Raw genomic sequence first — 24868 nt, 5'->3', positions numbered from 1 at the left:
AAGTTTATTTCCAACGAACAATGGCTTCGTAATCTAAGAACTTTTCTTTTTTAGAAAGGCTTTCTGTTAATTTTTTATCTTTCTCTTCATCATACCACCAATAGTCAGATGAAAAACTTTCATCTCCATATTTACCAAGTGGTAAACTAGGCATTCCGTATTTTTGCCAATATAAAAGTCGTGTGCTTGGCAAATGCCAGAGTAATACATAAGGATATTCTTTATATACAATTCGATCAATTTGTTTAAGAATTTCATTTCGTTTGGAAACTGAAAATTCAGTTTTTTGTTTTTCAATGAGTTTGTCTACCTCTGGTATTTTTAGTCCAGGTAAATTGGGTTGCCCTTCTTCATCTGCATACTTTGATAACCATTGTGATTCAGGATCTTTAAATATACCTGACCCCCAAGCAGCCCAAGTCATATCAAAATCATATTTATCGACACGTTCACTCCAAGCAGCTAAATCCAATGTATCAATCGATGCTCGGATTCCCACTTCTTTGGCTTTCTCAAGAAACACTGTAAAATATTTTTCTGTTTTTTTATCTCGATCAAGGATTGAAAATTGGAATGGTTTTCCATCTTTTTCCAAAATTCCTTCTGAGTTAGGTTTCCAACCAGCTTCCGCAAGTAATTTTCTTGCCTTTTCAATATTAAACTCTGTTGGAGTGTTTGGATTTTTCTCACCACCTAAATAAAAATCTGGATAATAACTATTTGTTGGATCATATTCACCATACGCTAGTTTATCGATCATTAATTTACGATCTACAAGTAAGTTCATTGCTTCTCTCACTCGTTTATCAGCGAAGATAGATCGCCGAGCGTTCATTGCCCAACCTTGGAATCCAATTGGTTTTAAATTAAAAATCCTTTGTTTAGCAATCCAATTTTGATCAAATGCTTCCCCTTTTGCTTCTTCTACCCATACAAATGCAGAGTAAACAGGATAAATGTCTATATCACCTTTTTTGAATGCTTGTAAAGCTACGGCTTCTTCGTTATAAACTTTGTATACAATTTGATCAAAATTGTTTCGACCTTCGTTAAATGGATATGCTCTTTGCCACCAATCTCCTCTTCTTTCCAATTTGATGTATCGGTTTTTCTTGACTTCTGTTATTTTATATGGACCAGAAACGATTGGGAATTCCATATTTTCTTTATTAAAGTCTTTCCCTTCAAAATGATGTTTTGGTAAAATGAAGATGGACGATGCGATATCATTAAAATTATTCCAATGAACTTCTTTTGCTTCAAAAACAACCGTTAGGTCATCGACCTTAATTGGTTTCAAAAAACGAGAGAGAGAAATCCGGAATACTGCAGTTCCATTTTTCGGATTCATTATCGTTTCATAGGTAAAAATAACATCATCTGCTGTAACAGGTTTACCATCTGACCAACGTGCATTGGGATCTAAATAAAAAGTGAATTTCTTTTTGTCTGGAGAAATTTTCCATTCTTTAGCAAGGTGTGGAATGGTTTCCAATGTAAGTGGATGATAGGCTGTAAGAGGTTCGTATAAACTTGTAAAGATTCTTGCAGTCGTAGTAAACTGGTCTAAGTAATAATTCAATGATTTTGGAAATTGGTGAGAGTAGATCCGTATCCTACCTCCCTTTTTTGCCTTTGGGTCTGCGACAGGATTTTTCACTTGTAAGGCTTTAGGTATGGAGTTTGGATCTCCTTCCCAAGGAAGGTCAACCACACGACTCAGACTTTCTTTATTGTCCTCTTCTGAACAATTTTGAAACAATAGAATTGGTAAAAGACAGGTAAAACCCACCAAAACAAACTTGATTACTTGGGAACGAACCATAGGGTATTGAACTAATTTATGAAACATCCCTTCCATCAAATCCATTTGTACGAGATAGGCTCAAGGCTTTTTTGTGGAAAAAAGGGGGAACATCTTCCTGCGATTTTCAATGAATTAGAAAAAAAAACTCCCTTTGTTTGGGCAGATGAAATATGGCTTATGGGAGTTTGGAAAAATAGCCCAAGCTCACAAAGAATCGCACAAACAATGCCTGAACTACAACCAGGTTACCAATCTGTCAGGTCACAACTTACAAACAAAGATATATACGGATCTCCCTATTCCATTTATGAATACAACTTGGACCCTTTGATCGGTGGAGATACAGACCTAACAGTCATATACGAATGGTTCCGATCCAAAAACAAAAAACTGATTCTCGATTTTGTACCCAATCATATGGCAATTGATTCACCTCTGGTTTCCCAATTTCCAAATTTATTTTTACAATCCATCCATTCCGAACAAGATAAAAATAGTTTTTTACATCCCAATGGAAATTGTTACAAACATGGAAAAGATCCTTATTTTGATGGCTGGACGGACACTATCCAATGGGATTTTTCAAACCCTGAAGTTGAAAATTACCACATTCAAATATTAAAAACGATCGCAAAACACTGCGATGGTGTTAGATGCGATATGGCAATGTTACCTTTACCTGATGTTTTTGAAAGAACACATGGGAAAAAATCCGTATACCATTGGGAAAATGTGATATACTCTGTCAAAAGTGAATTTCCTGATTTTCGATTTTATGCAGAAGTGTATTGGGGATTAGATGGGACATTACGTTCGCTTGGTTTTGATGCAACTTATGATAAATCACTATATGACGAATTGGTGCATCATAGATTAGATCAAGTAGCCGAAGTCATTTCAAATGAATCGGGACAGATATCAAAACCAAACTTAATTCGTTTTTTGGAAAATCACGACGAAAACAGAGCAAAACTTACGTTTGGTGAACATTCTAAAACATATTTTAGTTTATTATCGAGTTTACCTGGAATCTTACTTCTCTTTGATGGCCAAGAAATTGGTTGTCTCAAAAAAATACCTGTCCAGATGAAAAATGTAGATGAAGAATCACCTGACATTGAGATAGAAGATTTTTACAAAAGAGCATTTGCCATTCTTTCCAAACGGTCCAAAGTGTTGGAATACCAAACTTTAAATTATACGGAAATGAACCAATTACCTGTCTTTATGCGTTTACTCATCTCAGACACTCAAACAGAACTTTTCCTATGGAATTATCAACAGGTATCTTGTTCTGGATGGATTCCTTATGAGGAAAAAATTTCGTATAGAGAAACTTTAAAAGATATTGTTTCCAATCAGATTTACCCCCAAGGCAAACCACAAAAAGAAGGAATGTATTTTAAACTAGAACCGAACGAGATACAGTGGTTTATTTTTTAACCCTTTCGGCAAACACAACACCTTGTATCATTCTCAAATTTTCTAGAATCTCTTTTAGTTGGTCTAAGTGATCGACTTCTAACATAAATTTGGCGGTAAGTGTTCCATTTGGATGGGAAGAAGCACCTGCCTCCAAAATATTTGTTTCTGTACTCGAAATGGATTCCACCATCGATAGATAAATCCCTTGTACGTCTTTTGCACGGACTTCAATTTGGATTGGGATTGGTTCACCAGGTCCCTCCCATCGCACAGGAATTGTTTTCATCCACTCTAACTGTTTAGTTGCAGTGGTGCAGTCTTTTTTGTGAACACTTACCCCTCTTCCACGGGTGATAAAACCAATGATTTCATCCCCTGGGATTGGCGTACAACAGGAGGCAACTCGAACAGGCACATCATTCCAACCAGCTACCGATATCCCAAACTCTTTTGATTCTTCTTGGTTCTGGTTAGGTTTAGTTGGCTTTTTAATTTTAACTTTTTTGATTTCTTTGATCGTATTTTCATCAATAGCAGGATTTGAGACTTCTAAGACAGAGCCAATGGTTTCCTTTTGGGAATCTTCTTGCAGTTTTCGAAAATAAGCGCGTAACTTTTGTCTGGCGCCAGAGGTTTTCACTATCCTAAGCCAAATTGGCGATGGTTTTGAGTTTTTTTCTGTAATGATTTCTACTTGGTCACCAGACTTCAATTCCGTACGAAGTGTAACCATCCTACCATTCACTTTACCACCACGCGCGTGAAGGCCAACGTCTGTATGGATACGAAATGCATAATCTAAAACCGTTGCTCCTTTTGGCATTTCGATGATCTCACCTTTTGGTGTGAAAACAAAAACCTCATCTTCATGAAGGTCGTATTGCAGTTCCTCCATAAATTCTTTTGAATCTAAACTTGGATCTTGCCAAGACTTCAAAATCTCCAACCACTTCATACGGAAGGCATTTTCCACACCATTTTGTAAGATTACAGAAGAACGGGAAAGGTTCGTAGATTCTTTGTATGCCCAGTGAGCCGCAACACCATTCTCAGCAATGGCATTCATTTCTTTTGTACGAATTTGTACTTCCATGGGACGACCGTCTGGTCCAAACACAGTTGTATGTAAAGATTGGTAAAGGTTTGTTTTGGGAGTGGCAATATAATCTTTGAATCTTCCGGGGATAGGAGTCCATAAGGTATGTACAATTCCAAGCACACCGTAACAATCTTTAATTTCATTTGCAATGATTCGAACAGCACGAAGGTCAAAAATTTCTGAAAAAGATTTTTCCTTAGTTACCATCTTGCGATAAATTGAATAAAAATGTTTTGCCCTTCCGTCAATCCTTGCATCAATATTGATCTCTGCTAATCGTTGTTTTAAGATAATTTTAATTTTTTCAATGTATTCATCACGTTCAGATTTTTTAGCTGAAACTCTTTTTTTGATTTCTTGGTATTCTTCTGGATGCAGAGATTGAAAGGCTAAATCTTCCAATTCAAATTTTACCTTATAAACACCAAGTCTTCCTGCAATAGGTGCATACAATGACAATACTTCTTTGGCGATTCGTTTCTGTTTTTCTTCAGGTTGGAATTTTAACGTTCTGACATTATGTGTTTTATCTGCCAGTTTGATGAGCATCACACGCACATCTTTAATCGTAGCAAGTAACATCTTTCGAATGTTTTCTGCCGCTTCTGTTTCTTTTGATTGTGATTTAATTTCAGAAATTTTTGTAACACCTTCTACAAGAGCGGCAATGTCCTCACCAAATTCTCTTGCCATATCTTCTTTGGTGTAACTTGTATCTTCTACAACATCATGTAATAATCCTGCAGCGATTGCCCTTTCATCCAATCCTAATTCATCCAATACAGAAGCAACATTCATCGGATGGATGATATACGGTTCTCCAGAAAGTCTTTTTTGACCTTCATGCATTTTATCTGCAATGTGATAAGCCTTTTCGATGAGTTGTGCTTTTTCAGGACCAAGTCTTTTTTGGACAGCATCAAATAACTCTTGTTTGTCCTTTATATCTTGATAGAGTCCCATTATTTGATATCCAAACTAATGTCCAAAAATTTCACTGTATGAGTTAAATATCCCATACTCACACCAATCCCATCAAATTTAGATAAAAAATTTAATTTATCGGGAGTAATGCCTCCAGAACATTCGATTCGAATCTCTGGTGCTTTTTCTTTTAAGATAGAAATTGCTTTTTCAGTATCGATATCAGAAAAATTATCCAATAGAAGGATATCTGGTTCGGCTTCAATGGCATCCTCTAATTGGGAAAGCCCATCAATTTCTAATTCAATTTTTTTTCCTGGATTTTTTTGCCGAACCATATACACGGCTGATTGAATCGAACCTGCTTTTGTTATATGGTTGTCCTTTAACATCGCCATATCGGACAAGTTGATGCGATGATTGGCACCGCCCCCAGTGTACACCGCATATTTTGCTAATTTTCGATAACCAGGTAAGGTCTTTCTCGTATCTAGGATGAGGAGATTTGGGAATTGTTTGGCAACCCGATTAGCATTTGTGGCAATACCCGAAAGGTATTGTATAAAATTGAGTAAAATTCGTTCCATTTTTAAAATGCCAACGAGAGATCCTTTTAACTCGCCAATGATTGTTCCTTTGGATAAAGAAGCACCATCTTCCAAAATCTGATTCCAAGTTACATTTGTTTTCGATTTTTGAATTAGGCAAGGTATCACAGAAAGTCCACACAACACACCTTCTTCTTTCGCTAGTAAAATTGCTGTACACGAGTCCTCAACGGAGAACAAAGTATCCGTTGTAATGTCTCCTGCAGGCAAATCTTCTTCCAAGGCCAATTGGACCAAGGTTTCAAAGTCTTTTTCTGTGATTGATGTTATGGGAGTTGTATATCCTCTATTCATATTCATCCTATAATTTAGACAAAAAAAAAGCTGTCTTTACGACAGCTTTTTTCACATCACCTAAACAATGTTTATTGCTTTGGAGCTTTTCCAATTTTCCCGGTTTTTGGTGGGATATTGAGTTTTTGTTTTGGATAAATTAGATTTTTGTTACGAATGTATTTACGATTCGCTTCAAAAATACGTGGCCAAAGTTTTGCATCACTATAGATATCTTCACGATCAGCAATTCTCCAGAGGCAATCTGCTGGATTGGATTTTTCCACTGTGTATCGTTTCCAACCGCCAGACAATTCTTCCACTTGCGAAGAAGATGCCTTAGTATCTTTTGTTTCAGTCGTTGTAGTCTCAGTAGTTTCTACAGTTTTGCGATCTTTTTTCGCAACATTGTTTTTTCCTTTGAGAGTTTCAATTTGGTCGATCGAAATTTCAGCCAATCGAATTGCTTCCTCGGACTGTGCAATCGAATCTTCAAACTTATCTTGCTCTAGTAAGTTACCAGATGCTTGTAATGATTCATTGGATGCACCAAGGTTTTCTTGTGTGCTTGCATAAGATTCTTTTGCATTGGATTTAAGATAGGTTTCTGCATTTAACTCGCCAAAGCGAACATTTGCATCTTCAACCACTTCACGTGCTTGTGCATTTCGATTTTTTGCATGGTCTTTGATAGAATCTTGCAATAAGGAAGCAGATGCCAATCGAGCAGCTTTGATTTTTTCGTCCGCTGATTTTAATTTACCAGCTTGGATGTCTTCTCTTGCCGATGCCACTCTTGCTTTTTCTTCATCAATGGCAGGGTTTCCTGCTTTTGAATAGGATGCTGCTTTGTCGAGTAATGCGTCTACTTCATCTGCAGATTTAACAAGTGCACCACCTGATTTCTCAAGTGCAACTTTCCTTGCGTCTGAACTGATCTTTGATGCTTCTTGGAATTGGTTATGAGCATCTTCATATTCTTGTAAAGCAACAGTTCTTTTTAATTCTTTTGCAGTTTCGTCTTTGTCTTCACGTAAGTAAGAAGCAAGGCTTGCATCAGCTTGTGCTAATTTGGTTTCACCTGCATCTCTTGCACTCACTGCTTTTTTATATTCTTCAGGAGTGTATTCAGAAGCATAAGCTTCGTCAGCTGCATCAATAGCAGTAACTGCTTCTTCTCTTGATTTTGCAGCTAACTTCGGTAATGTTTTTTCCAATGCATCATATGCTTTTGAAATTGCATAATCGGCACTCTTTTTGGAATCCGATGCTTTTTCTTCCGCAGCAAATTCATTTGCTGATACTAAACTTTTTTTTGCCTCAGAATATTCTTCTGGTGCATATTCTTCTGCGGAAAGTCGTTCAGCTCTCTCTACTTGAGATTTTGCCAAAGCTAATTCTTTGAGAGGTAGTTCTTGGGAGCAGTTTACAAAACCTGCTGAGAACAATACCAAAGCGGAGAGAAAGACAGATGTCTTTTTCTTTCTTAACATAACAAACTCCTTAATGTTTGGTAGGGGGGTGAAAAAAAGAGAGAAGCGCATATACGCTTCCTCTTTTATTTGAAAGCTGTGACTGCTTCGTCTTCGCTATCGAAAATTTCAAAAAATGAAGTCAACTTAGTGAGTTCAAATACCTTACGGACAGAACCTGCCACGTTGATGATCTTTAATCCACCTTGGTATTTTTTCAGGTTGGACAAACTTGAAATTAAAGCTCCAATTCCGGAAGAGTCGATATAAGATACCTTCTCGAGATTGATGACGATGCAATACTTTTGTTCTTCGATCAATTTGGCAATTACATCCTTGATCTCAGGCGCGTTATAAAGGTCGATTTCCCCGTTAATATCGAGTACTACGATTTTATCTTTTTCCCTTCTGGTGATTTCCATGTGTGTCTAGAGACTCCTCAATGAAGCTACAATCAATGTAGAAATGACGGTACAATTGCATTCAAAAAAAATAGGTACGTCAACCTAATAATTTTAGCTACCAAACAAATTTTTCCAATGCTCATAAAATGGCCGAAAATTGCCTATTTCTATGGACTTTCGCAACTTTTCCATGAAGCTTTGCATAAAAAATAAGTTATGGTAGGTGGATAAGGAAAACGCGGTTAATTCCTTTACTTTATGTAGATGACGAATGTAACCAAGACTATATGTTTTACATACTTTACATTCACATTCGGGATCAATGGGTAACTCACTCAATCGATGGGATTCATTTCGTAGGTTAATTTTGCCTCTAGATGTAAATACTTGCCCATTTCTTGCGTTTCGTGTCGGCAAAACACAATCAAACATATCGATTCCATTTTTGACTCCTTCTAGGATGTCCACAACAGTTCCAACACCCATCAGGTAATGTGGCCTTTGTTTATCCAAATAAGGAGCCATACATTCCAATATACGAATGTATTCTGGCCTAGGTTCCCCAACACTGAGTCCCCCAATGGCAATCCCCGGGAAGGCTATATTCTGAAGGGTTTCTAAACTCCGAAGGCGCAGGGATTCGTTCACACCTCCTTGGACAATTGGGAATACATTTTGCCCGTTTGGATTTTCCATCCAATACTGATAGGATTCCTTGGCCCAACGATGTGTCCTTTCCAGGGCAAGTTCCAAACGTTTGGTATCACTTCCGTATGGGGCACAGTCATCGAGAACCATCATGATATCAGAGCCAATGGAGCGCTGTACATCAATGACAGAGGCAGGTGTGAATTTATGATAACTCCCGTCAATATGGGATTGGAAACGCACACCATCGTCTTCAAATTTAAAGAGACTCGCCAGGCTAAAAACTTGGAACCCACCAGAGTCTGTGAGTAATGCTTTTTTGTAAGACATGAAATTTTTCAGACCGGCAAAATGGTCCAAAACTTCTTTCCCTGGTTTTAAATACAAATGGTAGGTATTAGCAAGAATGAGTTCATAACCCAATTCGCTTATGTCTTCCGATGTAAGCGATTTGATGCTACCCCGAGTACCCACTGGCATAAAAATAGGTGTTGGGATTTGAATCCCACCTAGAGTTAATGTACCAGTCCTTGCATACGAGCCGGTATCGTAGACCCCTTCTTTAAATATCGAAGTCACTACTTTTTGTTCTTATGTTCGCAATTTGCAAAGTTCAAACAATTCCCAAAAATATTCAAACTATGCCCAGTGATGGTAAACCCATTTTCGGAAGCAGCTTTGTTTTGTAATTCTTCGATCCGTTCGTCAATGAATTCAACAATACGACCACATTGCATACAAATGATATGATCATGGTGTTCGTGACCAATGATGTGTTCGTAGTATTTATAATCCTTACCGAAATCATGTTCTTCGAGAAGTCCAGCTTCTACCATAATCGCAAGGATCCGGTAAATAGTAGCCTTTGAGATGCGGTCTTTATTGTCTTTTAGTTCGTCGAGCAAACCTTCCGCCGTAAAGTGGTTATGAGAAGAAAAAATCTTTTGCGCAACTAACAAACGTTGGTTTGTAATTTTTAAACCTTTTTCTTTGAGATATTCTTCAAAGGCGAGCATCTCTTTTTTTGTGTCTTCATTGGAAATAGGATCGTTTTGCAAGGGTTAAATCTCCTAAATAAGTAAATTAATTCAAAACACCAGAGAGAGAATAATACCAAGCCCTTTCTGCTTCTTCTGCAATGCGAAGGGCCATCACTCGTAACAGTCGATTCTGAGCTTCTAGTTCAGATTCCCGATACCCAATTTGGGTCGAAAAATGCACCCTCCCAGGAATTTCACTTCGCTCCATGGGAATTTTGACTCCCGTTTCGGCTTCAATGATTTCCACTCGAGTGACCACAAATAATTCAGAAGTGATGTGTTGGTCAGCCAAATCCATGAGATCCCCCACTTTTTGGTAGTGGACAATTTCCGCATACAAGCGGTATTTCGCGAGAGTTTTTTCACGTGTTGTGATGAACCTTCCTCTCCGATCAATTTCTTCCATGATCATTTGTGTGAGACGGGTGTGCATCCCTGGTGAATAGGTATTGTTTCTTACATTTTGAATGTACAAAAGTCTTTTGGAATCTGGAACGGGAACTCCATCGATTTTTGGTGGTCTGCCAGGTTCCTTAAATAGAAAGGAACAACCAGAGACGGTAAGAAAGAGTAAAATGATGGCACCTTGTTTCATGGGAATTTGTTCCCTGTCATACTAGGTCTCAAGTCTAGTTTGTCAAGGGAATCGAAACCGAAGAGAATTTCCTTTTCCAGAAGGAAAAGCATGACAAAGTATGTGGTAGGTTTCTACTTTTCCCATGCGGCCTAGAGAGATTTGTACTTTTGGATTATCCTTAATTTTTTTGGCACCCAGCTTATTTGCTGAATCAAAAATTCCAGAAATCCCTCATTCAGAAGTTGGATTTCCACTGCCATATTATTCTCCCGTATCCGGAACTTTTGCTGAAATCAGAAACCATAACCTACATTTAGGTTCAGACTTTAAATCATATGGATTGAACGGCCACAATATCCTCGCCACTTTTGACGGTTATGTGGAAGAAATCAGTTATTCCAAAACAGGTTATGGACTCTCATTAAATTTATACAATCCTAAATACAAAATCAAATCAAAGTATGCCCACTTACACTCCTTTGGCGGAACCTTGTATGAATTAGAACTCTTAAGAAGAGCCCTACTCCTAATGGGTGACCCCACAGGATTCCAACTCAAACTACCTCCAGGAATGTTTGTTACCAAAAAAGGCAATGCGATTGGAAAAACAGGGGAAACTGGATCTGGTCCTCCTCACCTGCATTTAGAATTTAGATCCGAAAAAGGAAATATCAATCCGCTTTATTTTTCTGAAATCCACCAAAAGGATGTTACTCCACCAACCATCATCTCTATGTTTTTAGAAGGAGACGGATTGGAAAAACCTCTCCTTCTCACTGCGAAAGAAATTGGAAAGGGAAAATTTGAATTGTACACAGAACAAGGTGATAAGTTCTCTTCCATCCAACTAACAGGCAAGATTCGAATTCGTTTAAGTGGTTATGACAAAATTCGATCTAGAAACAAGAACAATGTGTATGGAATGGATTTATTCGTGAACGGGAAATCAGTTTTCTCAAGAAACTTTGACTTCTTATCCTTTGAAGACAAATCACAAAAACACCAATTTTATGATATCAATCGCTCTTCGTTGTCACCACCTGTGTATTTTTATCATATGTATGAACAACCAAAACTCTTCAAAGAGGAAGGTTATTCGATCAATCTCAGTTCATTTCCGAAAAAAGAAAAGGTCCAGGTCCAAGCTTCCTTACGGGATGCAACAGGAAATGTATCTTCTGTATTTTTTGATATTATCCATGAAGAACAAACACCAGATCTCAGTGTAAAACAAATCAGCAAAAAAACAGGAAACAAATACAAATCATTGGATGGTGTTGTCTCCATAGACCTAACCAAAGCTGAAATTTCAGGTGATGGAAGTTTACTCATTACAGAGATATTCGAAAAAGAAATTCCATTCAAAATCCCAAAGGGACTTCCATTAAAGGGTAAAATTTACCAAGTTGATACCAAACGAATGAGTTGGAAAGGTGAAGGCCAAGGTGAGATGAATTTAGGATTTACCCCTTCTATCAAAGATTCTTTATATTTTTTTGATTCTTCTATTGGCAAATTCCAAGGCATACAACCAAAACGAAAACCAAATGGTTTTAGTTTCAAATTAACAAAAGTTGGCTTTCTTATGGTTTTATCAGATGAAACACCACCTAACGTTTTTCCGATGACATCAATTGCAAGGTACATTGAACTTCCAGAAGTACGAAACCATTGTATGGAAGAAAAATACTATGGATTATCTGATGTGGGGAGTGGGTTTCGAACCAATGTAGAATTACTCGTAGATGGGCAAAGTTTTCCATATGAATACGATCCCGACAGGAGTGCGATTCGAGTTCTCATTCCAAAGAGTTTACAAAAAGAAAGGCCTTATCTTCTTTTGGAAGTTAAGGCCTCTGATTTTACCGGAAATAATTCCGAACCGTTTTTGGATCTAATTTCTACAAATGGTTGGAGGGAAGACCTTCAGGCTTCCTGTCCAGTCATTGAGTAACGAGCGATATCCAATACTTCGTAAACTGTTTCTGTTGCACCGAAAACTAGAGTTGCTTCATTGCCAGTATTTTTACCAAGTAAAGACTTCGCAAGTGGTGATTGGTAAGAGATGATATTCTTTTCAGTATCAGCATCCCATGCACCTAAGATAGAGTAAGTGACAACCTCACCAGTTTGTTTGTTTTTCAAACGAACTGTGGTTCCAATTCCTACTTTTTCTGTTTTCACATCACTTAAATCTAAGATCCGAGCACTTTTCAGTTCTGCTTCCAAACGTTTGATTGCTGCTTGGAGTTGTACTTGTTTTTCCATCGCCGCTTTGTATTCTGCGTTCTCACGTAAGTCCCCTTTTTCTTGGGCCTCACCGATATCACGAGAGTTCTCAGCCATCTCAACATTCACAAGGTGTTCAAATTCAAGTTTTTTTGCATTAAATGCACGTCTTGTCACAAGAACCACATCGTGTGGAAGGTTTGCCAATGGATCATCATCTGCATCTTCTTCTGAATCATACTCATCCCATACAATGTTTGGTTTGAGTTCGTTGATGAGTGCATACAATTGGTCTTTTTCTAAATCAGTCACATAAGGAACTTCTTTGAATAGAGCAAAAAGTTTACGAACATACTCATCATCTGCATTGGTTAAGATGTCACGAAGAAGACTGTTGTCTTTTCCGAACAAAATGTCCATTGCTTGGTTTTTGAGTTTGGTTCCCTTGTCTTCAATTTTAGCAAGAGGTTTTAAGATACGGAAAACTCGGAGAACCAAGTCCTCTTCACTTACCTTTAACCAATCAAATTTCCAAGTATGAGATAAAATCGATTTTGCTACCCAAAGGAAAACTTCTGGGTTTTCTTTTGATTTATTTGATACAGTTTCTACAAACAAATTGAGTTCTGCATACTTTTCATCAGCAACCAAGTTTTGGAAAACAGATCTGTTTACCTTCACTGGAACTTCGAAAAGTAATCCAATGAGGATATTGATTGCTTCTGGGTGGTGTGCACGAATGAGATCTTTAAACCCTTTTTTGATATCTGTATTTTCTAAGGACTTAGAAATTTTCAGAGCATCATCTTTTGTCAAAGTTTGGATGAGGGTTTTTAATTCAGGTTCACGGATTTTATGTGAAAATTCTTCCGTTGGCCAAGCTTTTCCTGCTTCTTCCAAATAAAGGTACGCAGAAATTTTTCGAATGATATCTCTTGCTGATTCTTCTTCCACATAATGAGAGATAAAAAATTCACCAGCTTCCGCAGCCTCGTCAGAATCACGCACTGCTTCCATTGCGATTTCCAATTTTTTATTCACGTCATTGGTAGCTTGGAATTTTTGTGTGAGTGTTTCGGAGTGAGTGATCGGTTTTTCATGGTAAACCACTTCATCCTTTTTCTTAGGATTCATTCCGATGTTGGCTTCTTTTTTGAGAACGGTTTTGACTTTTGCCCACCATTTTGACCACTCATCCGCTTTCAAAAAAGTTCCGATGAGTTCATTCTTCATATCAGAAATGAGCATTCGGTTTTCGTAAGAAGTGAGGAGTTGTTTGAGGAATTCAGCCAAGTTCTCTTGGAACATGGTAGTAATGCCTTTTTTATCTTCGTAGTGTTGTACCCAAATGTGATCTTTCTTCAATGGTTTGAGAGAAGTGATCGCCATTTGGATCGAAAGTTTGTGGTCTTTCTTTTCTTCAAAATCAACAAAGATTGAATCTCCCGTTTGAGAGATGGATGTAATTTTACCAACACCCCAGTTTCTATGCATTACATAGTTACCAGTATCAAATACAATGTTACGTTCGAAATTTGTAATACAAAGTTTAACCGGCTTACGGTTGTTACCAAGTTCACTCATCTTGAGAAAATCTTCGAGTAACGAGTGCGCCGCATATTTTTGTTTATATGAACGAATGAGTTCGTTTCTTGCTTTTTGCGAAGCAGGTTCGTGTTCTAAAATTTTCTTTAAGAAGTAAATGACATGATCCCAATCTTCCATCGCCTTAAAAGGCTCAACAATTGGGTAAAGTAGACCAACTAACCGAGTTTTTTCTCTTTGGCCAAGTAGGATCCTTTCAATTTTATCAAAAAAAGCTACGTCTTCATAATTGTTTTGAACGATGGTAGGCCAAATTTCTTCCATCGGAACGTATTCTTTATTTTTTGCATACATCTCAACTGCAAGTTTGAGATAAGACATCGCTTTCGGTTTGTCTTCTTCCATAATGGAGAATCCATACTTCTTTGCGATCTCAGGGTTTTTGCGGTCTTGTTTTGCTAATTTTTCTAAAACAACTTTGAGTTCTTTATTTTTTTTAAGTTTATCAAGTGCTTCTGCTTTCACGCGGAGAGCAAGTCTATGGTCTCCAAAACGTAAAATAGAATCAGTAATGTATTCAATGATAGTCCATTTTGCATGTGCTTTAAAAGAATCCAAAATGTTCTTCACCAAATTCGCATCACCCATGGAATCTTCCATGAAAGAAATGATCATTAACATGTATTTGGCGGAGATTGATTCAGGGTGTTCTTTGAAATGGTCTTCGATTTTTTGTTTAGCTTCTGCTAAACGATTTTCTGCCTTATATGCATCAATGACATCGTCAAAGATTTTGAATTTAGAAACGGGCACCGTTCCTGCATCAGCACGAACATAAATTTCCTCATTGAATAGAGGTGTTAGTTTGTCGTTATCGGCAATTTTGTTTGATTTGTCTTCGGTAATAGTCTCAGGCATGAAAAGAATCTCCCTCTTCGTATTTCCAATAAAGGGTGTTCATAGTTCCTATAAAGTTGTTACGGTAAATTTAGCGATGAATCCGCGAAAAGAACAGTCCTAGGGTTCATTTTCCAGGTCCGTTCGATTCTGTAAAGCCAAAAAACCCAGCCGATTGGCTGGGTTTTCCTGGTCCAAGTAGATTCCCTTGGAGTGAAAAGGGATCTATTTGTTTTGCGAAGAACCGTTACTTCCCCCACAATCACGCACTTTTGCGCCAGTGGAGATCGCTCCCGATTTTTGGAGCATTTGCTCCAACTTCACTTTGTTTTTACAATCCTCTTCATCAAAGTCAAGGTTTGCTCCATCAAAGTGAACTTCGAAAGTATCCGCAAGGACTCGAAGTTCATCAAAGAAAAGATACACAGTTTCAGGTCCAGTGTTGTGTCTGGAACGAATTTTGAACTGTTTGAAGATCAAGTTTCTCGTTGCAGGGAATGCATTTGCTTCCTGTGGAATCCCTGGAGGGATGATGATGTGGAGTGGTCTCCAACCAACAAAGTCAAGGGATCCAAAAGGGAAGATATGGCTATTGCCATTATAATCTTCTAACCAACCTTCCAAATCGTATTCATTTCCACGACCAAGAACCCAAACAGAAATTGCTTTTACGTTTCCAGGTGCTTCAATTCCATACACCTTTTCCAATTTCTTTTTGTTGTCTGCGTCAATATAAGGACGAGCTCTTGTGATTTCGTATTCAGGGGCACGTGGAGGGCGAACCGTTACCACGTTATTACCAGGGAATGTGAATTGGAATTTAACAGCCAAAACTTTTGCGTTCCCTGCATCTACGTTTTTCACGTCACCGGGTTTTCCTGGCACTAATTTCACTTCTCTCATGACAAGAGGGGATTTTGCTGGGTCATTGAGGACTGGTGAATACTTGTTGTTTTCATCAAACTTCATGTCTCCCGATCCATCTTTGTTCACACCATCTTTGTCAGTGAAAACTTCCCAACCATATGGTGCCGAAGAAACTGGATTGTCCCAAGATTCAATGGTAATCGCTTTAAGTTCCAAAGCTCCAATATCGTTTCCAACTGGTGTTGCCACTCCATTGGATACTTTGTATTGTGCTTGTGCAAAACCAATGAGTGCAACCGAGGTTAGCGCTAATAAAGTTAGGATTTTGGTATTTTTGTGTTTCATTGTTCCCGTCTCCCCGCTTACCAATTGTCCTTAATTTCAGATCCAGGGTATTTTGCTTCGGATCTGTCTGTTCTCACTTGCAAGTCATCTACATAAAAGTAAAAGTCCCCTGCTACTTCGTGAACATCGGATGTCACAAAAAGTGAAACAAAATGAAGGTTTTTATCCAAAAGTGCAAATCTAGAACTTTGTGGGATGAAACCAGGAACAGTTGCTGTCAACTTTCTCCATCCAAAAAAATCCAATCGACCCAAACGGATATTATGTGTTACGTCTTTATAATCTCTGAATTTAGCAAATAAGGTATGTCTGTATTTTCTTCCCAGAACCCATACAGAAATTTGTCTTACTTTTCCTTTGATGATGTATTCATGTGGAGGGTAAAGTTCCACACGATCCAATCCCTTAGCAGCAAAATGTGTTTTCACTCCTAAGATATGGTTTTTTTCGAGTTTGTCACCACCATCTTCTGGAACGGTTTTTTCATCGAATACATCTTTGATGAGCCCGCGTTGAACGAGTTTCAAAGTTCTTGTTTCTCCGAGTGGAGTGGTTGCTTTAACTCTCCAATCCTCAGCCTCTTCGAAATCATCTAAAACGATTTTTCTAAGAGGGCTATCCTCATCATTTGCAGTGTTAGCTGTATTTTGTCCGCCAGTATCTACCTGTGCGTACAACATTCCTATTGAAAGGAAGAGGCCTAACAACAGTTTGGTCATTCCTAATTTCCCCATGAAACTCACTCCTAAAAGGCTCCTAACTCCGGGTCTTTCGTATTCTCATTATCGGCTATCCGGCTTTTAAATTGATGCAAGATTTCGATCATTCGATCGATTCCTTCCGCCGGAAGAAAGATCGAGGATTTTTTGCTATTCGACCATTCCGATACTTTCAGGTAAAATCCAGCCTGGTTTTTCTTCAAATCCACCAAGAAAGTCTTATTTTGTGTTACGATCTTCTCGGTTAGGATTTCGGGGTCCACCATGCATTCCTTCTCCCTGCCTACGGTAATAGTATCGGTTTGCGAAACCCATTCCTTAGCTGTAATAGGAAGAAACTGAGGAATGGAAAAGGTTTTTTCGAATGTGCGCAATAAAAAATACTAATTTGGTAAGATTTTGTCTCTCGGACTAGGTTTTACGCAAATCGTTTTCGAAGTTCCCTTGCATACGCCAAATCGTGCGTTAGTTTTCGCAACCTTCGGATGTAATAATGAGTCACTTCTTTGTAAAATTTAAGCTCCATTTCCTTATTTTTGGAAAACATTTCATGTAAATCAGCGTAACGGAGTTCGTAGAGTTCGGAATTTTCTTTGGCTTCGACTTTGGCAGACCGTTTTTCATCATCAAAAAATGGCAATTCTCCAAAGTGATCCCCTTCTCCGAGGGTGATAAGGTTCACATCGTCCCCATGGCTTGTAGAGGTAGAGATTTGTAAAGTTCCATACTTCACAATGTACATAGATTCAGCATCTTCGCCCATGTCGTACAACACATTTCTAGGAGGTAGGTGGACTTCCCGAATCTTTTCAGCGATATGTAATAGTTCATCTTGGTTTAACTTTTGGAAGAGATATATTTTTTTGAGACTCTCTACTTTAGTATTCATTCATTCTCCTAGGATCTTTCTGAACATGGGGGAAACTTCCTGTTTTTGCAAGAGAAAATTAAGTAGAAAGACCCATGATTTTTTCTGGACAAATGAAACGGAATAGTACTAATATTTCCAGTTCTCCTCGTCTACTAGGGGGAAACGCTAGGAAGAAAACAGAAACCTAGATCCAGAAAAAGGGAAATTTATGACACCTAAAAAGAAGGTATTACTCGTTGAAGACCATGCTGTGACCCGGGTCGGCGTTAAACATGTCGTGAATGCTTCGAATGATTTTGAAGTGGTTGGCGAAGCGGAACATTCATCGCAAATTGGTGGGCTACTTTCGGAAACAAAACCGGATTTTGTCTTACTCGACCTTCGAATCCCTGGAGAAAATGTTCTCAATATGGTGAAGGATTGGAAAAAAGATTTACCACAATTAAAAGTGGTCACCCTCACCATGCTCGATGAACAACCGATTGTCCATTCAGCCATTGAAGCTGGTGTTGATGGATACTTATTAAAAAGTGATGATTTGAGTAGCCTTACCAAAAACCTAAATGAAATTGCATCTGGGAAAACAGTTTATTCCAAAAACCTAAAACTCAGTTTCAATCGCAAACCACAAGACGGCAAAGTCGCCAATAAAAAGGAAAAACAAATCCTTACTTTACTTGGGCATGGAAAAACCTACCAAGAAATTGGAACGGAAATTGGCCTTTCCAAACGAACTGTGGAATACCATGTGGGACGCCTTAAAGATCGTTTTAACGCAAAAACAGTGGCAGAGCTCATTGGACGTGCCAAAGAACAAATGTTAATCTAACCCTCAAAGGTCGAGGAGTCGTTTGACCATCTCGACCATTTTTGTATCAGGAGATGTTTTGCTTAAAAAAGCATCTCCACCTAGTGCAATCACTTCTGTTTCTAATTTAGTACCAGTGTTTGGATCCGTATGGGAACTTGACACAAGTAAGGATCTAATTTCTTCCATCTCTGGATTTGAATACAAATCCCTTAAAAAATCGATTCCCGTTTTTTCAGGCATCGAAAAGTCCACAATGATGAGATCGGGTTTGAGTCGCGAGACCGAATACAAAGCATGATCAGGGTATTCTTCTTCCCAAATGATACATGGCAGGTCTTTTAAAACCTTTCTGATTTGTTTTCTGTAACCTGGATTGTCATCCAGGATGAGGACAATTTTTTCAAAATTCGGGAGGAGGAGTTCGACAGAAGTGCCCTTTCCTTCTTCTGATTGGACATCCAAATGAGCACCATGGCGATCAGCCACCTCTCGGCAAAAAGCAAGGCCAACCCCTGCTCCCATTTCGTCGACAGTCCCTTTTCGGACAAACAAAAACCCTTCCTCTAACACATGTTCGGTCCAATACTTTGGCATTCCGATCCCAGTATCCGTGACTTTTAAACTCCAATGTTTATTGGATTCAGTTAGGGAAACTTCAACTGTTCCTGATTCTTTTGTGAATTTGACAGCATTTGTGAGAAGGTTCCAAATCAAATGTTCGATGAGGTTTGGATCCCCTATCCCAATGGAGGATTCTTCCATATGGGTGATGACAGTGATGTTTTTGGGTTTTGCCATTTCCTGGACACGTTCGATGAGTTGGTCTGTGATTTGGCGGAAGTCAAACAGTTGGTAATCTGGGAAAACGGCTGCATTTTGAAACCTTGAGTATTTGATGAGTTCTTCCACCATACTCAATATATTTTTAAGCCCTGTAGATGCCTCACCTAGTACCTGTTTTGCTCTTTCGGGAGAAAGGGAAGGTGGTGATTCGGTAAGCAAATTGACAACAGAAGAGATTCCAAAAAGAGGAGAGCGAATGTCGTGAGAAACAATAGAGATAAATTTATCCTTTAACTCACCTGTTTTTTCAGCTTTGTCTTTTTCTTTTTTGAGTTCGAGGGTTTTCCATTCCACTTCTTTGCGTAAATTGAGTGTGAGGTATTCTGCTGTTTCCCACGTATGTGCGTTTTGTTTGGATATCACAATGGCAAGGCACATACAAAAAATGCCGAACCCAAGATCTGTAATGAGCGGTAAGTCCCATCGTTTGAAAAACACGACTGAATCATAAACGGTGGCAAAAAGAATCACGAGAGTTCCAAAGGTAATATAAATTCCAATGTAACGTGATTCTCGAACTAAGATAGAACGAATTGCTGCAACCAAGGCTAAAATCAAAATGATCGTCATGTATACTTGGCTAAACACAAGGAGTTTTGTGTACACTGCGTACGGAGTCGTAAGAATGATTAGAATTTCCAAAAGAATGGGAACAAGTAAATACCGTTTGAATTTGTTTGGTATAAAATGTAGTTGGATTTCGTAAAAGAAAAGTAGGCTGAACATTTGGATTCCACAGAATGCCAAATATTCCAGGCGAATTTGTAACATTTCGAGAAAGTCACTACCAATAAACCAATCCCTAGAAACCCTTTCAAATAACAGGATTCGAATCATCCAAGAGAAACAAAGTAAAGAAAACCATAGAGTTGATTTGTTTTTATTTCGATGGATGTACAGAAACAAATGAATGATAAAAAGGATTAAAAAGACTCCAAAGAAAAACGATTTTTTCCGTTCTTTGAACCGAAGGTATAAGATGGTTTTTCCCACTTCTCCAAGGATGGGAGAATAATAAGGACCACCGCGTGAATACAAATAATTCGAGATTTGTAAATACAAGACTGTAGAAGGTGTGGCTCGAAAGGACCTACCAGTTTCCAAATAGTAACCTATCGATTCCTCTTTTGTTTTTGCGACTTTACCTGCGGAACCTAACAAAACAAGGCCACGTTCCTGGTTATGATAGTACAATTTGTACGCAGAAGACGCTTCTCGTAAATATACCATGAGGTTCATGGGTTCTTTTACTTGTAATTTGAGTCGATAGGTAACAACTCCATGAGCGGGAAGGTTTTGGTTCACCCAATACCCAGGGACAGCAAGTATTTGAGGGGTTTTTTGGTCGAGTGCTTGGAACTCAGCCTCTGTTTCTGGCATTTCACCAGGAAATGCATGCCACTCACCTGCCAAAGGGAAGGGATCTAAGGTATTGAGATCTTCCTTTGTGAGATCCAAAACTCCATTTTGGATGGTTTTGGCCGAGGCTAAAGAGGGAATCCCGCGGTTACATTGTACGAAGGGGAATAAAAGGAAAACTACGAAAAGTAGATACACTCGTTTGGTTGTGAGAATCCGTTCCACATCCAAAGAGTAAAAAGATTTTGGAAAAACTCAAATCATATTAGGATTACTACGAGAAATTTGTGGCAAAGAACCTAATTCTCCACATTCACCAACCCCATTTACCCGTATTAGAAAACATTGACTTCGGTAGGAAACCAGTCGAACTAGTGGATTTTCGAGGGAACGAATGGCCAAACAATCTGATGCATTTACAAAAAAAATCGAGGAAGGATACCCAAGCGATGGATCCTTATTTCTTGGTTGTGGGAAATATGATGGGGATACCTTCCCCGAGGCCAAAGTACAAATCCCCCTATCTACTTTAAACCGCCATGGTCTGATCGCTGGTGCAACAGGAACTGGGAAAACGAAAACCTTACAACTCCTGACAGAATCACTTTCTGATGTGGGTGTGCCAGTGGTGCTGATGGACATCAAAGGTGACCTTTCTGGGCTTGGAGCCGAAGGGGAAGAAAATGATAAAATCAAAGAACGTACAAAACTATTAGGAGTGAATTGGAAACCTAGTGCTTACCCAGTGGAATTTTTATCCATCTCCAAAGAACCAGGAGTGAGACTACGAGCTACTGTTGCTGAATTTGGTCCCATATTACTTTCAAGGATTTTAGAATTAAATGAAACACAAAGTAGCGTAGTCTCGTTAGTGTTTAAATACTGTGACGATTTGGGATTACCAATCCTTGACCTAAAGGATTTTAAAAAAGCACTACAATACATAAACGACGAAGGGAAAAAAGAATTAGAAAAAGAATATGGAACTGTTTCTTCCCAAAGTGTTTCCATCATCTTACGCAAATTAATGGACCTAGAAAGCCAAGGTGGGGAAGATTTTTTTGGTGAACCTTCTTTTGATGTGGAAGACCTATTAAAAACAGAATCAAAAAAAGGCAAAATTTCGATTGTCCGCCTAACAGACATCCAAACAAAACCCAGACTTTTTTCTACGTTTATGTTGTCCCTACTCACTGAAATTTATGCAAACTTCCCTGAAGAAGGGGACTTGGAAAAACCTAAACTTGTTTTATTTATCGATGAAGCACATTTGGTTTTTGATGAAGCTTCGAGTGATTTATTAAAACAACTGGAAACCATGGTGCGCCTCATCCGTTCCAAAGGAGTTGGGATTATCTTTTGTACGCAGTCACCAACTGATTTGCCAAAAGAAATTTTAGGACAACTCGGTCTTAAAGTACAACATGCCCTTCGTGCTTTTACGGCAAACGACCGCAAGGCGATCAAAACTGCCGCAGAAAATTATCCTGAAACAGACTTTTATGATACAAAGGAAGTGATCACAGAACTGGGAATTGGTGAAGCCTTTATCACAGCGCTTAGTACAAAAGGATCCCCCACTCCCCTTGTCCACACACTACTTTCCCCTCCCAAATCTAGGATGGGGACTTTAACCCCCAAGGAACTAGAAACATTGATTGGGGAATCGGATTTGGTTAAAAAATACGAAACTTCTCTCGATCGGGAAAGTGCCCACGAGATGCTCACGAAAAAAATGGAAACCATCGCTTCTGAAACCGAATCGGCGGAAGAGGAAGAAACTGGGTCCAAAAAACCAAAGTCAAAACGTGCACAGGAAAAAGAAGACCCAAGTTTTGTGGAAACCCTTTCCAAAAACCCTCTCGCCAGAGAAGTGGGGAGAACCGTCGCCAAGGAAGTCACAAGGGGTCTTCTCGGAATGCTAGGTGTCACTCCCAAACGAGGTTCCAAACGCAAAAAAACCGGGTTATTTGGATTCTAACCCTTTTTTAGCACTCTTCACTTGAAAGTGCTTGACCTCTTTCTCCTATAAACATTCTATGGTACTGGAGTTTAGCACTCTTTTTTGAAAGGTGCTAAACTCGGAATGATCAATAGATTGCATACAAGGAGTTACTCATGGCATCAATCAAACCTTTAGGCGACCGAGTAGTCGTAGAGCCAAAGAATGAGTCGGAAGAAAAAATCGGATCCATCATCGTACCAGACACTGCCAAAGAAAAACCACAAGAAGGCAAAGTCATCGCTGTGGGACAAGGCCGTTATGAAGACGGTAAACTCGTTCCTTTAGAAGTAAAGGTAGGAGACACAGTTCTCTACGGAAAGTATTCCGGAACAGAGATCAAACAAGGCGGAAAGGAATTACTCATCATCCGTGAAGGCGACATCCTCGGTGTTGTGACAAACTAAATCTAAAAGGAAAGAATCATGGCTAAAACAATAGAATTTGATGAATCAGCACGTAGAAAACTTCTTAGCGGAGTGAACAAACTCGCTAACGCAGTAAAGGTGACTCTCGGACCAAAAGGCCGTAACGTAGTCATCGACAAAAAATTTGGATCTCCTACCATCACTAAAGACGGTGTAACGGTTGCTAAAGAAATCGAACTAGAAGATGCAATCGAAAACATGGGCGCTCAAATGGTGAAAGAAGTTTCCACCAAAACGAACGACATCGCTGGTGACGGAACAACAACTGCAACCATCCTTGCACAAGCCATCATCAATGAAGGTTTGAAAAACGTAACTGCGGGTGCAAACCCAATGGCTCTTAAACACGGGATCGACAAAGCAGTTGTTGCCGCTGTAGAAGAAATCAAAAAACACGCAATCAAAATCAATAGCAAAGCAGAATATGCAAATGTTGCAACAATCTCTGCTAACAATGATCCAGAAATCGGAAACCTCATTGCGCAAGCATTTGACAAAGTAGGTAAAGAAGGTGTGATCACTGTTGATGAAGCAAAATCAATTGAAACCACTCTTGATATCGTAGAAGGTATGCAATTTGATCGTGGATACGTATCACCTTACATGGTAACTGATCCAGAAGCTATGATCGCTACTTTTAACGATCCATTCATCTTAATTTACGATAAAAAAATTGCTTCGATGAAAGACCTTCTCCCTGTGCTTGAAAAAATTGCACAAGCGGGAAGACCTCTTGTCATCATCGCAGAAGAAGTTGAAGGGGAAGCTCTTGCAACGATTGTTGTCAACACACTTCGTAAAACCATCCAATGTGTGGCTGTCAAAGCTCCAGGGTTTGGTGATAGAAGAAAAGCAATGCTCGAAGACATTGCCATCCTCACTGGTGGACAAGTGATTTCTGAAGACCTCGGAATGAAACTCGAAAACGCAGATGTGAAGATGCTCGGTCGTGCAAAAAAAGTGGTAGTGGACAAAGAAAACACAACCATCATCGAAGGAGCTGGTGCTTCTAAAGACATCCAAGGCCGCGTAAACCAAATCAAAAAACAAATCGAAGATACAACTTCTGATTACGATCGTGAAAAACTCCAAGAACGCCTTGCAAAACTTGCTGGTGGTGTGGCTGTGATCCACGTTGGTGCTGCGACTGAAGTGGAAATGAAAGAGAAAAAAGCTCGTGTAGAGGATGCTCTTTCTGCAACTCGCGCTGCTGTGGAAGAAGGAATTGTTCCTGGTGGTGGACTCACACTACTACGTGCACAAGACGCAGTGAAAGGATTAAAGCTTTCTGGCGACGAACAAACAGGGGCAAACATCATCTTACGCGCATTAGAAGAGCCTATTCGTATGATCACTTCCAATGCAGGTCTTGAAGGATCTGTGATTGTGGAGCAAGCTCGTGCGAAAAAAGGAAACGAAGGATTTAACGCACTTACTATGGTTTGGGAAGACCTTATCAAAGCTGGTGTGGTTGACCCTGCAAAAGTAGTTCGTTCTGCACTTCAAAATGCAGCTTCTATTGGTGCGATGATCCTCACCACTGAAGTGACCATTACAGACAAACCTGAGCCGAAAGATGCTGCTGGTGCTGGAATGGGCGGCATGGGAGGAATGGGTGGTATGGGAGGAATGGGCGGCATGATGTAAATCATTCGCACATTTCACCTTTGGTCTG

Annotated in this window: 20 protein-coding genes; 6 read left to right on the top strand and 14 right to left on the bottom strand. The window is 39.1% G+C overall.

What is annotated here, in order from left to right:
* Positions 1-4: 4 nt before the first annotated feature.
* A complete protein-coding gene (locus tag CH354_RS13650) occupies positions 5-1852 on the bottom strand; it encodes an extracellular solute-binding protein (RefSeq protein WP_420843833.1) in 1848 nt (615 codons plus the stop codon).
* Between CH354_RS13650 and CH354_RS13645 the strand changes: the two genes are divergently transcribed.
* Positions 1844-3250 carry an alpha-amylase family protein gene (locus CH354_RS13645; protein ID WP_100727492.1) on the top strand — a complete coding sequence of 469 codons (1407 nt, stop codon included), beginning with the start codon at positions 1844-1846 and terminating at the stop codon, positions 3248-3250. The genes CH354_RS13650 and CH354_RS13645 overlap by 9 nt on opposite strands.
* On the opposite strand, the gene CH354_RS13640 is transcribed toward CH354_RS13645, so the two are convergent.
* The 7 genes from CH354_RS13640 to CH354_RS13610 form a co-directional block, all read right to left on the bottom strand.
* Positions 3240-5294, bottom strand: coding sequence for a RelA/SpoT family protein (locus CH354_RS13640; RefSeq protein WP_100727491.1), 2055 nt, complete (start codon positions 5292-5294; stop codon positions 3240-3242). The two genes, CH354_RS13645 and CH354_RS13640, sit on opposite strands and share 11 nt — an antisense overlap.
* A complete protein-coding gene (nadC, locus tag CH354_RS13635) occupies positions 5294-6157 on the bottom strand; it encodes a carboxylating nicotinate-nucleotide diphosphorylase (protein WP_100727490.1) in 864 nt (287 codons plus the stop codon). The genes CH354_RS13640 and nadC overlap by 1 nt, the downstream gene beginning before the upstream one ends.
* A gap of 71 nt (positions 6158-6228) precedes the next feature.
* Positions 6229-7629, bottom strand: coding sequence for a lipoprotein LipL71 (locus tag CH354_RS13630; RefSeq protein WP_100727489.1), 1401 nt, complete (start codon positions 7627-7629; stop codon positions 6229-6231).
* A 65-nt stretch (positions 7630-7694) separates the two neighbouring features.
* Positions 7695-8030 carry an STAS domain-containing protein gene (locus CH354_RS13625; RefSeq protein WP_002975418.1) on the bottom strand — a complete coding sequence of 112 codons (336 nt, stop codon included), beginning with the start codon at positions 8028-8030 and terminating at the stop codon, positions 7695-7697.
* A 93-nt stretch (positions 8031-8123) separates the two neighbouring features.
* Positions 8124-9239, bottom strand: coding sequence for a tRNA guanosine(34) transglycosylase Tgt (gene tgt, locus CH354_RS13620; RefSeq protein WP_100727488.1), 1116 nt, complete (start codon positions 9237-9239; stop codon positions 8124-8126).
* On the bottom strand, positions 9239-9676 hold the full coding sequence (locus tag CH354_RS13615; RefSeq protein ID WP_238761753.1) for a Fur family transcriptional regulator: 438 nt from the start codon (positions 9674-9676) through the stop codon (positions 9239-9241). Before CH354_RS13615 ends, tgt begins: the two co-directional genes overlap by 1 nt.
* A 67-nt stretch (positions 9677-9743) precedes the next feature.
* On the bottom strand, positions 9744-10295 hold the full coding sequence (locus CH354_RS13610; protein WP_100727486.1) for an LPS assembly lipoprotein LptE: 552 nt from the start codon (positions 10293-10295) through the stop codon (positions 9744-9746).
* 169 nt (positions 10296-10464) lie between these two features.
* Here CH354_RS13610 and CH354_RS13605 point away from each other — a divergent pair, with 169 nt between their 5' ends.
* On the top strand, positions 10465-12231 hold the full coding sequence (locus CH354_RS13605; protein ID WP_243396089.1) for a M23 family metallopeptidase: 1767 nt from the start codon (positions 10465-10467) through the stop codon (positions 12229-12231).
* On the opposite strand, the gene greA is transcribed toward CH354_RS13605, so the two are convergent.
* From greA to CH354_RS13580, 5 genes are all read right to left on the bottom strand, one after another.
* A complete protein-coding gene (gene greA, locus CH354_RS13600) occupies positions 12204-14969 on the bottom strand; it encodes a transcription elongation factor GreA (protein ID WP_100727484.1) in 2766 nt (921 codons plus the stop codon). The genes CH354_RS13605 and greA overlap by 28 nt on opposite strands.
* A 204-nt stretch (positions 14970-15173) precedes the next feature.
* The gene (gene flaA1, locus CH354_RS13595) at positions 15174-16160 is read right to left on the bottom strand and encodes a flagellar filament outer layer protein FlaA1 (protein WP_100727483.1); all 987 of its coding nucleotides are present in this window, start codon (positions 16158-16160) and stop codon (positions 15174-15176) included.
* Positions 16161-16177: 17 nt separating this feature from the next.
* On the bottom strand, positions 16178-16894 hold the full coding sequence (flaA2, locus tag CH354_RS13590) for a flagellar filament outer layer protein FlaA2 (protein WP_100727554.1): 717 nt from the start codon (positions 16892-16894) through the stop codon (positions 16178-16180).
* 11 nt (positions 16895-16905) lie between these two features.
* Complete coding sequence (locus CH354_RS13585) at positions 16906-17142, bottom strand: PurA ssDNA and RNA-binding domain protein (RefSeq protein ID WP_015678642.1); 237 nt, start codon at positions 17140-17142, stop codon at positions 16906-16908.
* A gap of 155 nt (positions 17143-17297) precedes the next feature.
* On the bottom strand, positions 17298-17768 hold the full coding sequence (locus CH354_RS13580) for a cyclic nucleotide-binding domain-containing protein (protein WP_015678718.1): 471 nt from the start codon (positions 17766-17768) through the stop codon (positions 17298-17300).
* 190 nt (positions 17769-17958) lie between these two features.
* Here CH354_RS13580 and CH354_RS13575 point away from each other — a divergent pair, with 190 nt between their 5' ends.
* Positions 17959-18579, top strand: a complete 621-nt coding sequence (locus CH354_RS13575; protein ID WP_100727482.1) for a response regulator transcription factor — start codon at positions 17959-17961, stop codon at positions 18577-18579.
* A 3-nt stretch (positions 18580-18582) separates the two neighbouring features.
* Here the strand turns inward: CH354_RS13575 and CH354_RS13570 are convergent, their stop codons facing one another.
* Complete coding sequence (locus tag CH354_RS13570; RefSeq protein ID WP_409036424.1) at positions 18583-20979, bottom strand: hybrid sensor histidine kinase/response regulator; 2397 nt, start codon at positions 20977-20979, stop codon at positions 18583-18585.
* A gap of 178 nt (positions 20980-21157) precedes the next feature.
* Between CH354_RS13570 and CH354_RS13565 the strand changes: the two genes are divergently transcribed.
* The 3 genes from CH354_RS13565 (at position 21158) to groL (ending at position 24840) form a co-directional block, all read left to right on the top strand.
* Positions 21158-22744 (top strand): helicase HerA-like domain-containing protein, encoded by a 1587-nt coding sequence (locus CH354_RS13565; protein WP_100727480.1) that lies wholly within the window; start codon positions 21158-21160, stop codon positions 22742-22744.
* A gap of 137 nt (positions 22745-22881) precedes the next feature.
* The gene (locus CH354_RS13560; RefSeq protein WP_100727479.1) at positions 22882-23172 is read left to right on the top strand and encodes a co-chaperone GroES; all 291 of its coding nucleotides are present in this window, start codon (positions 22882-22884) and stop codon (positions 23170-23172) included.
* An 18-nt stretch (positions 23173-23190) separates the two neighbouring features.
* Positions 23191-24840: a chaperonin GroEL gene (gene groL / locus CH354_RS13555; protein WP_100727478.1), complete on the top strand. Its 1650-nt coding sequence runs from the start codon at positions 23191-23193 to the stop codon at positions 24838-24840.
* Positions 24841-24868 lie beyond the last annotated feature (28 nt).

This window comes from Leptospira levettii, from assembly GCF_002812085.1.
Lineage (GTDB): Bacteria > Spirochaetota > Leptospiria > Leptospirales > Leptospiraceae > Leptospira_A > Leptospira_A levettii.
This window is presented reverse-complemented; position numbering and strand designations above follow the sequence as displayed.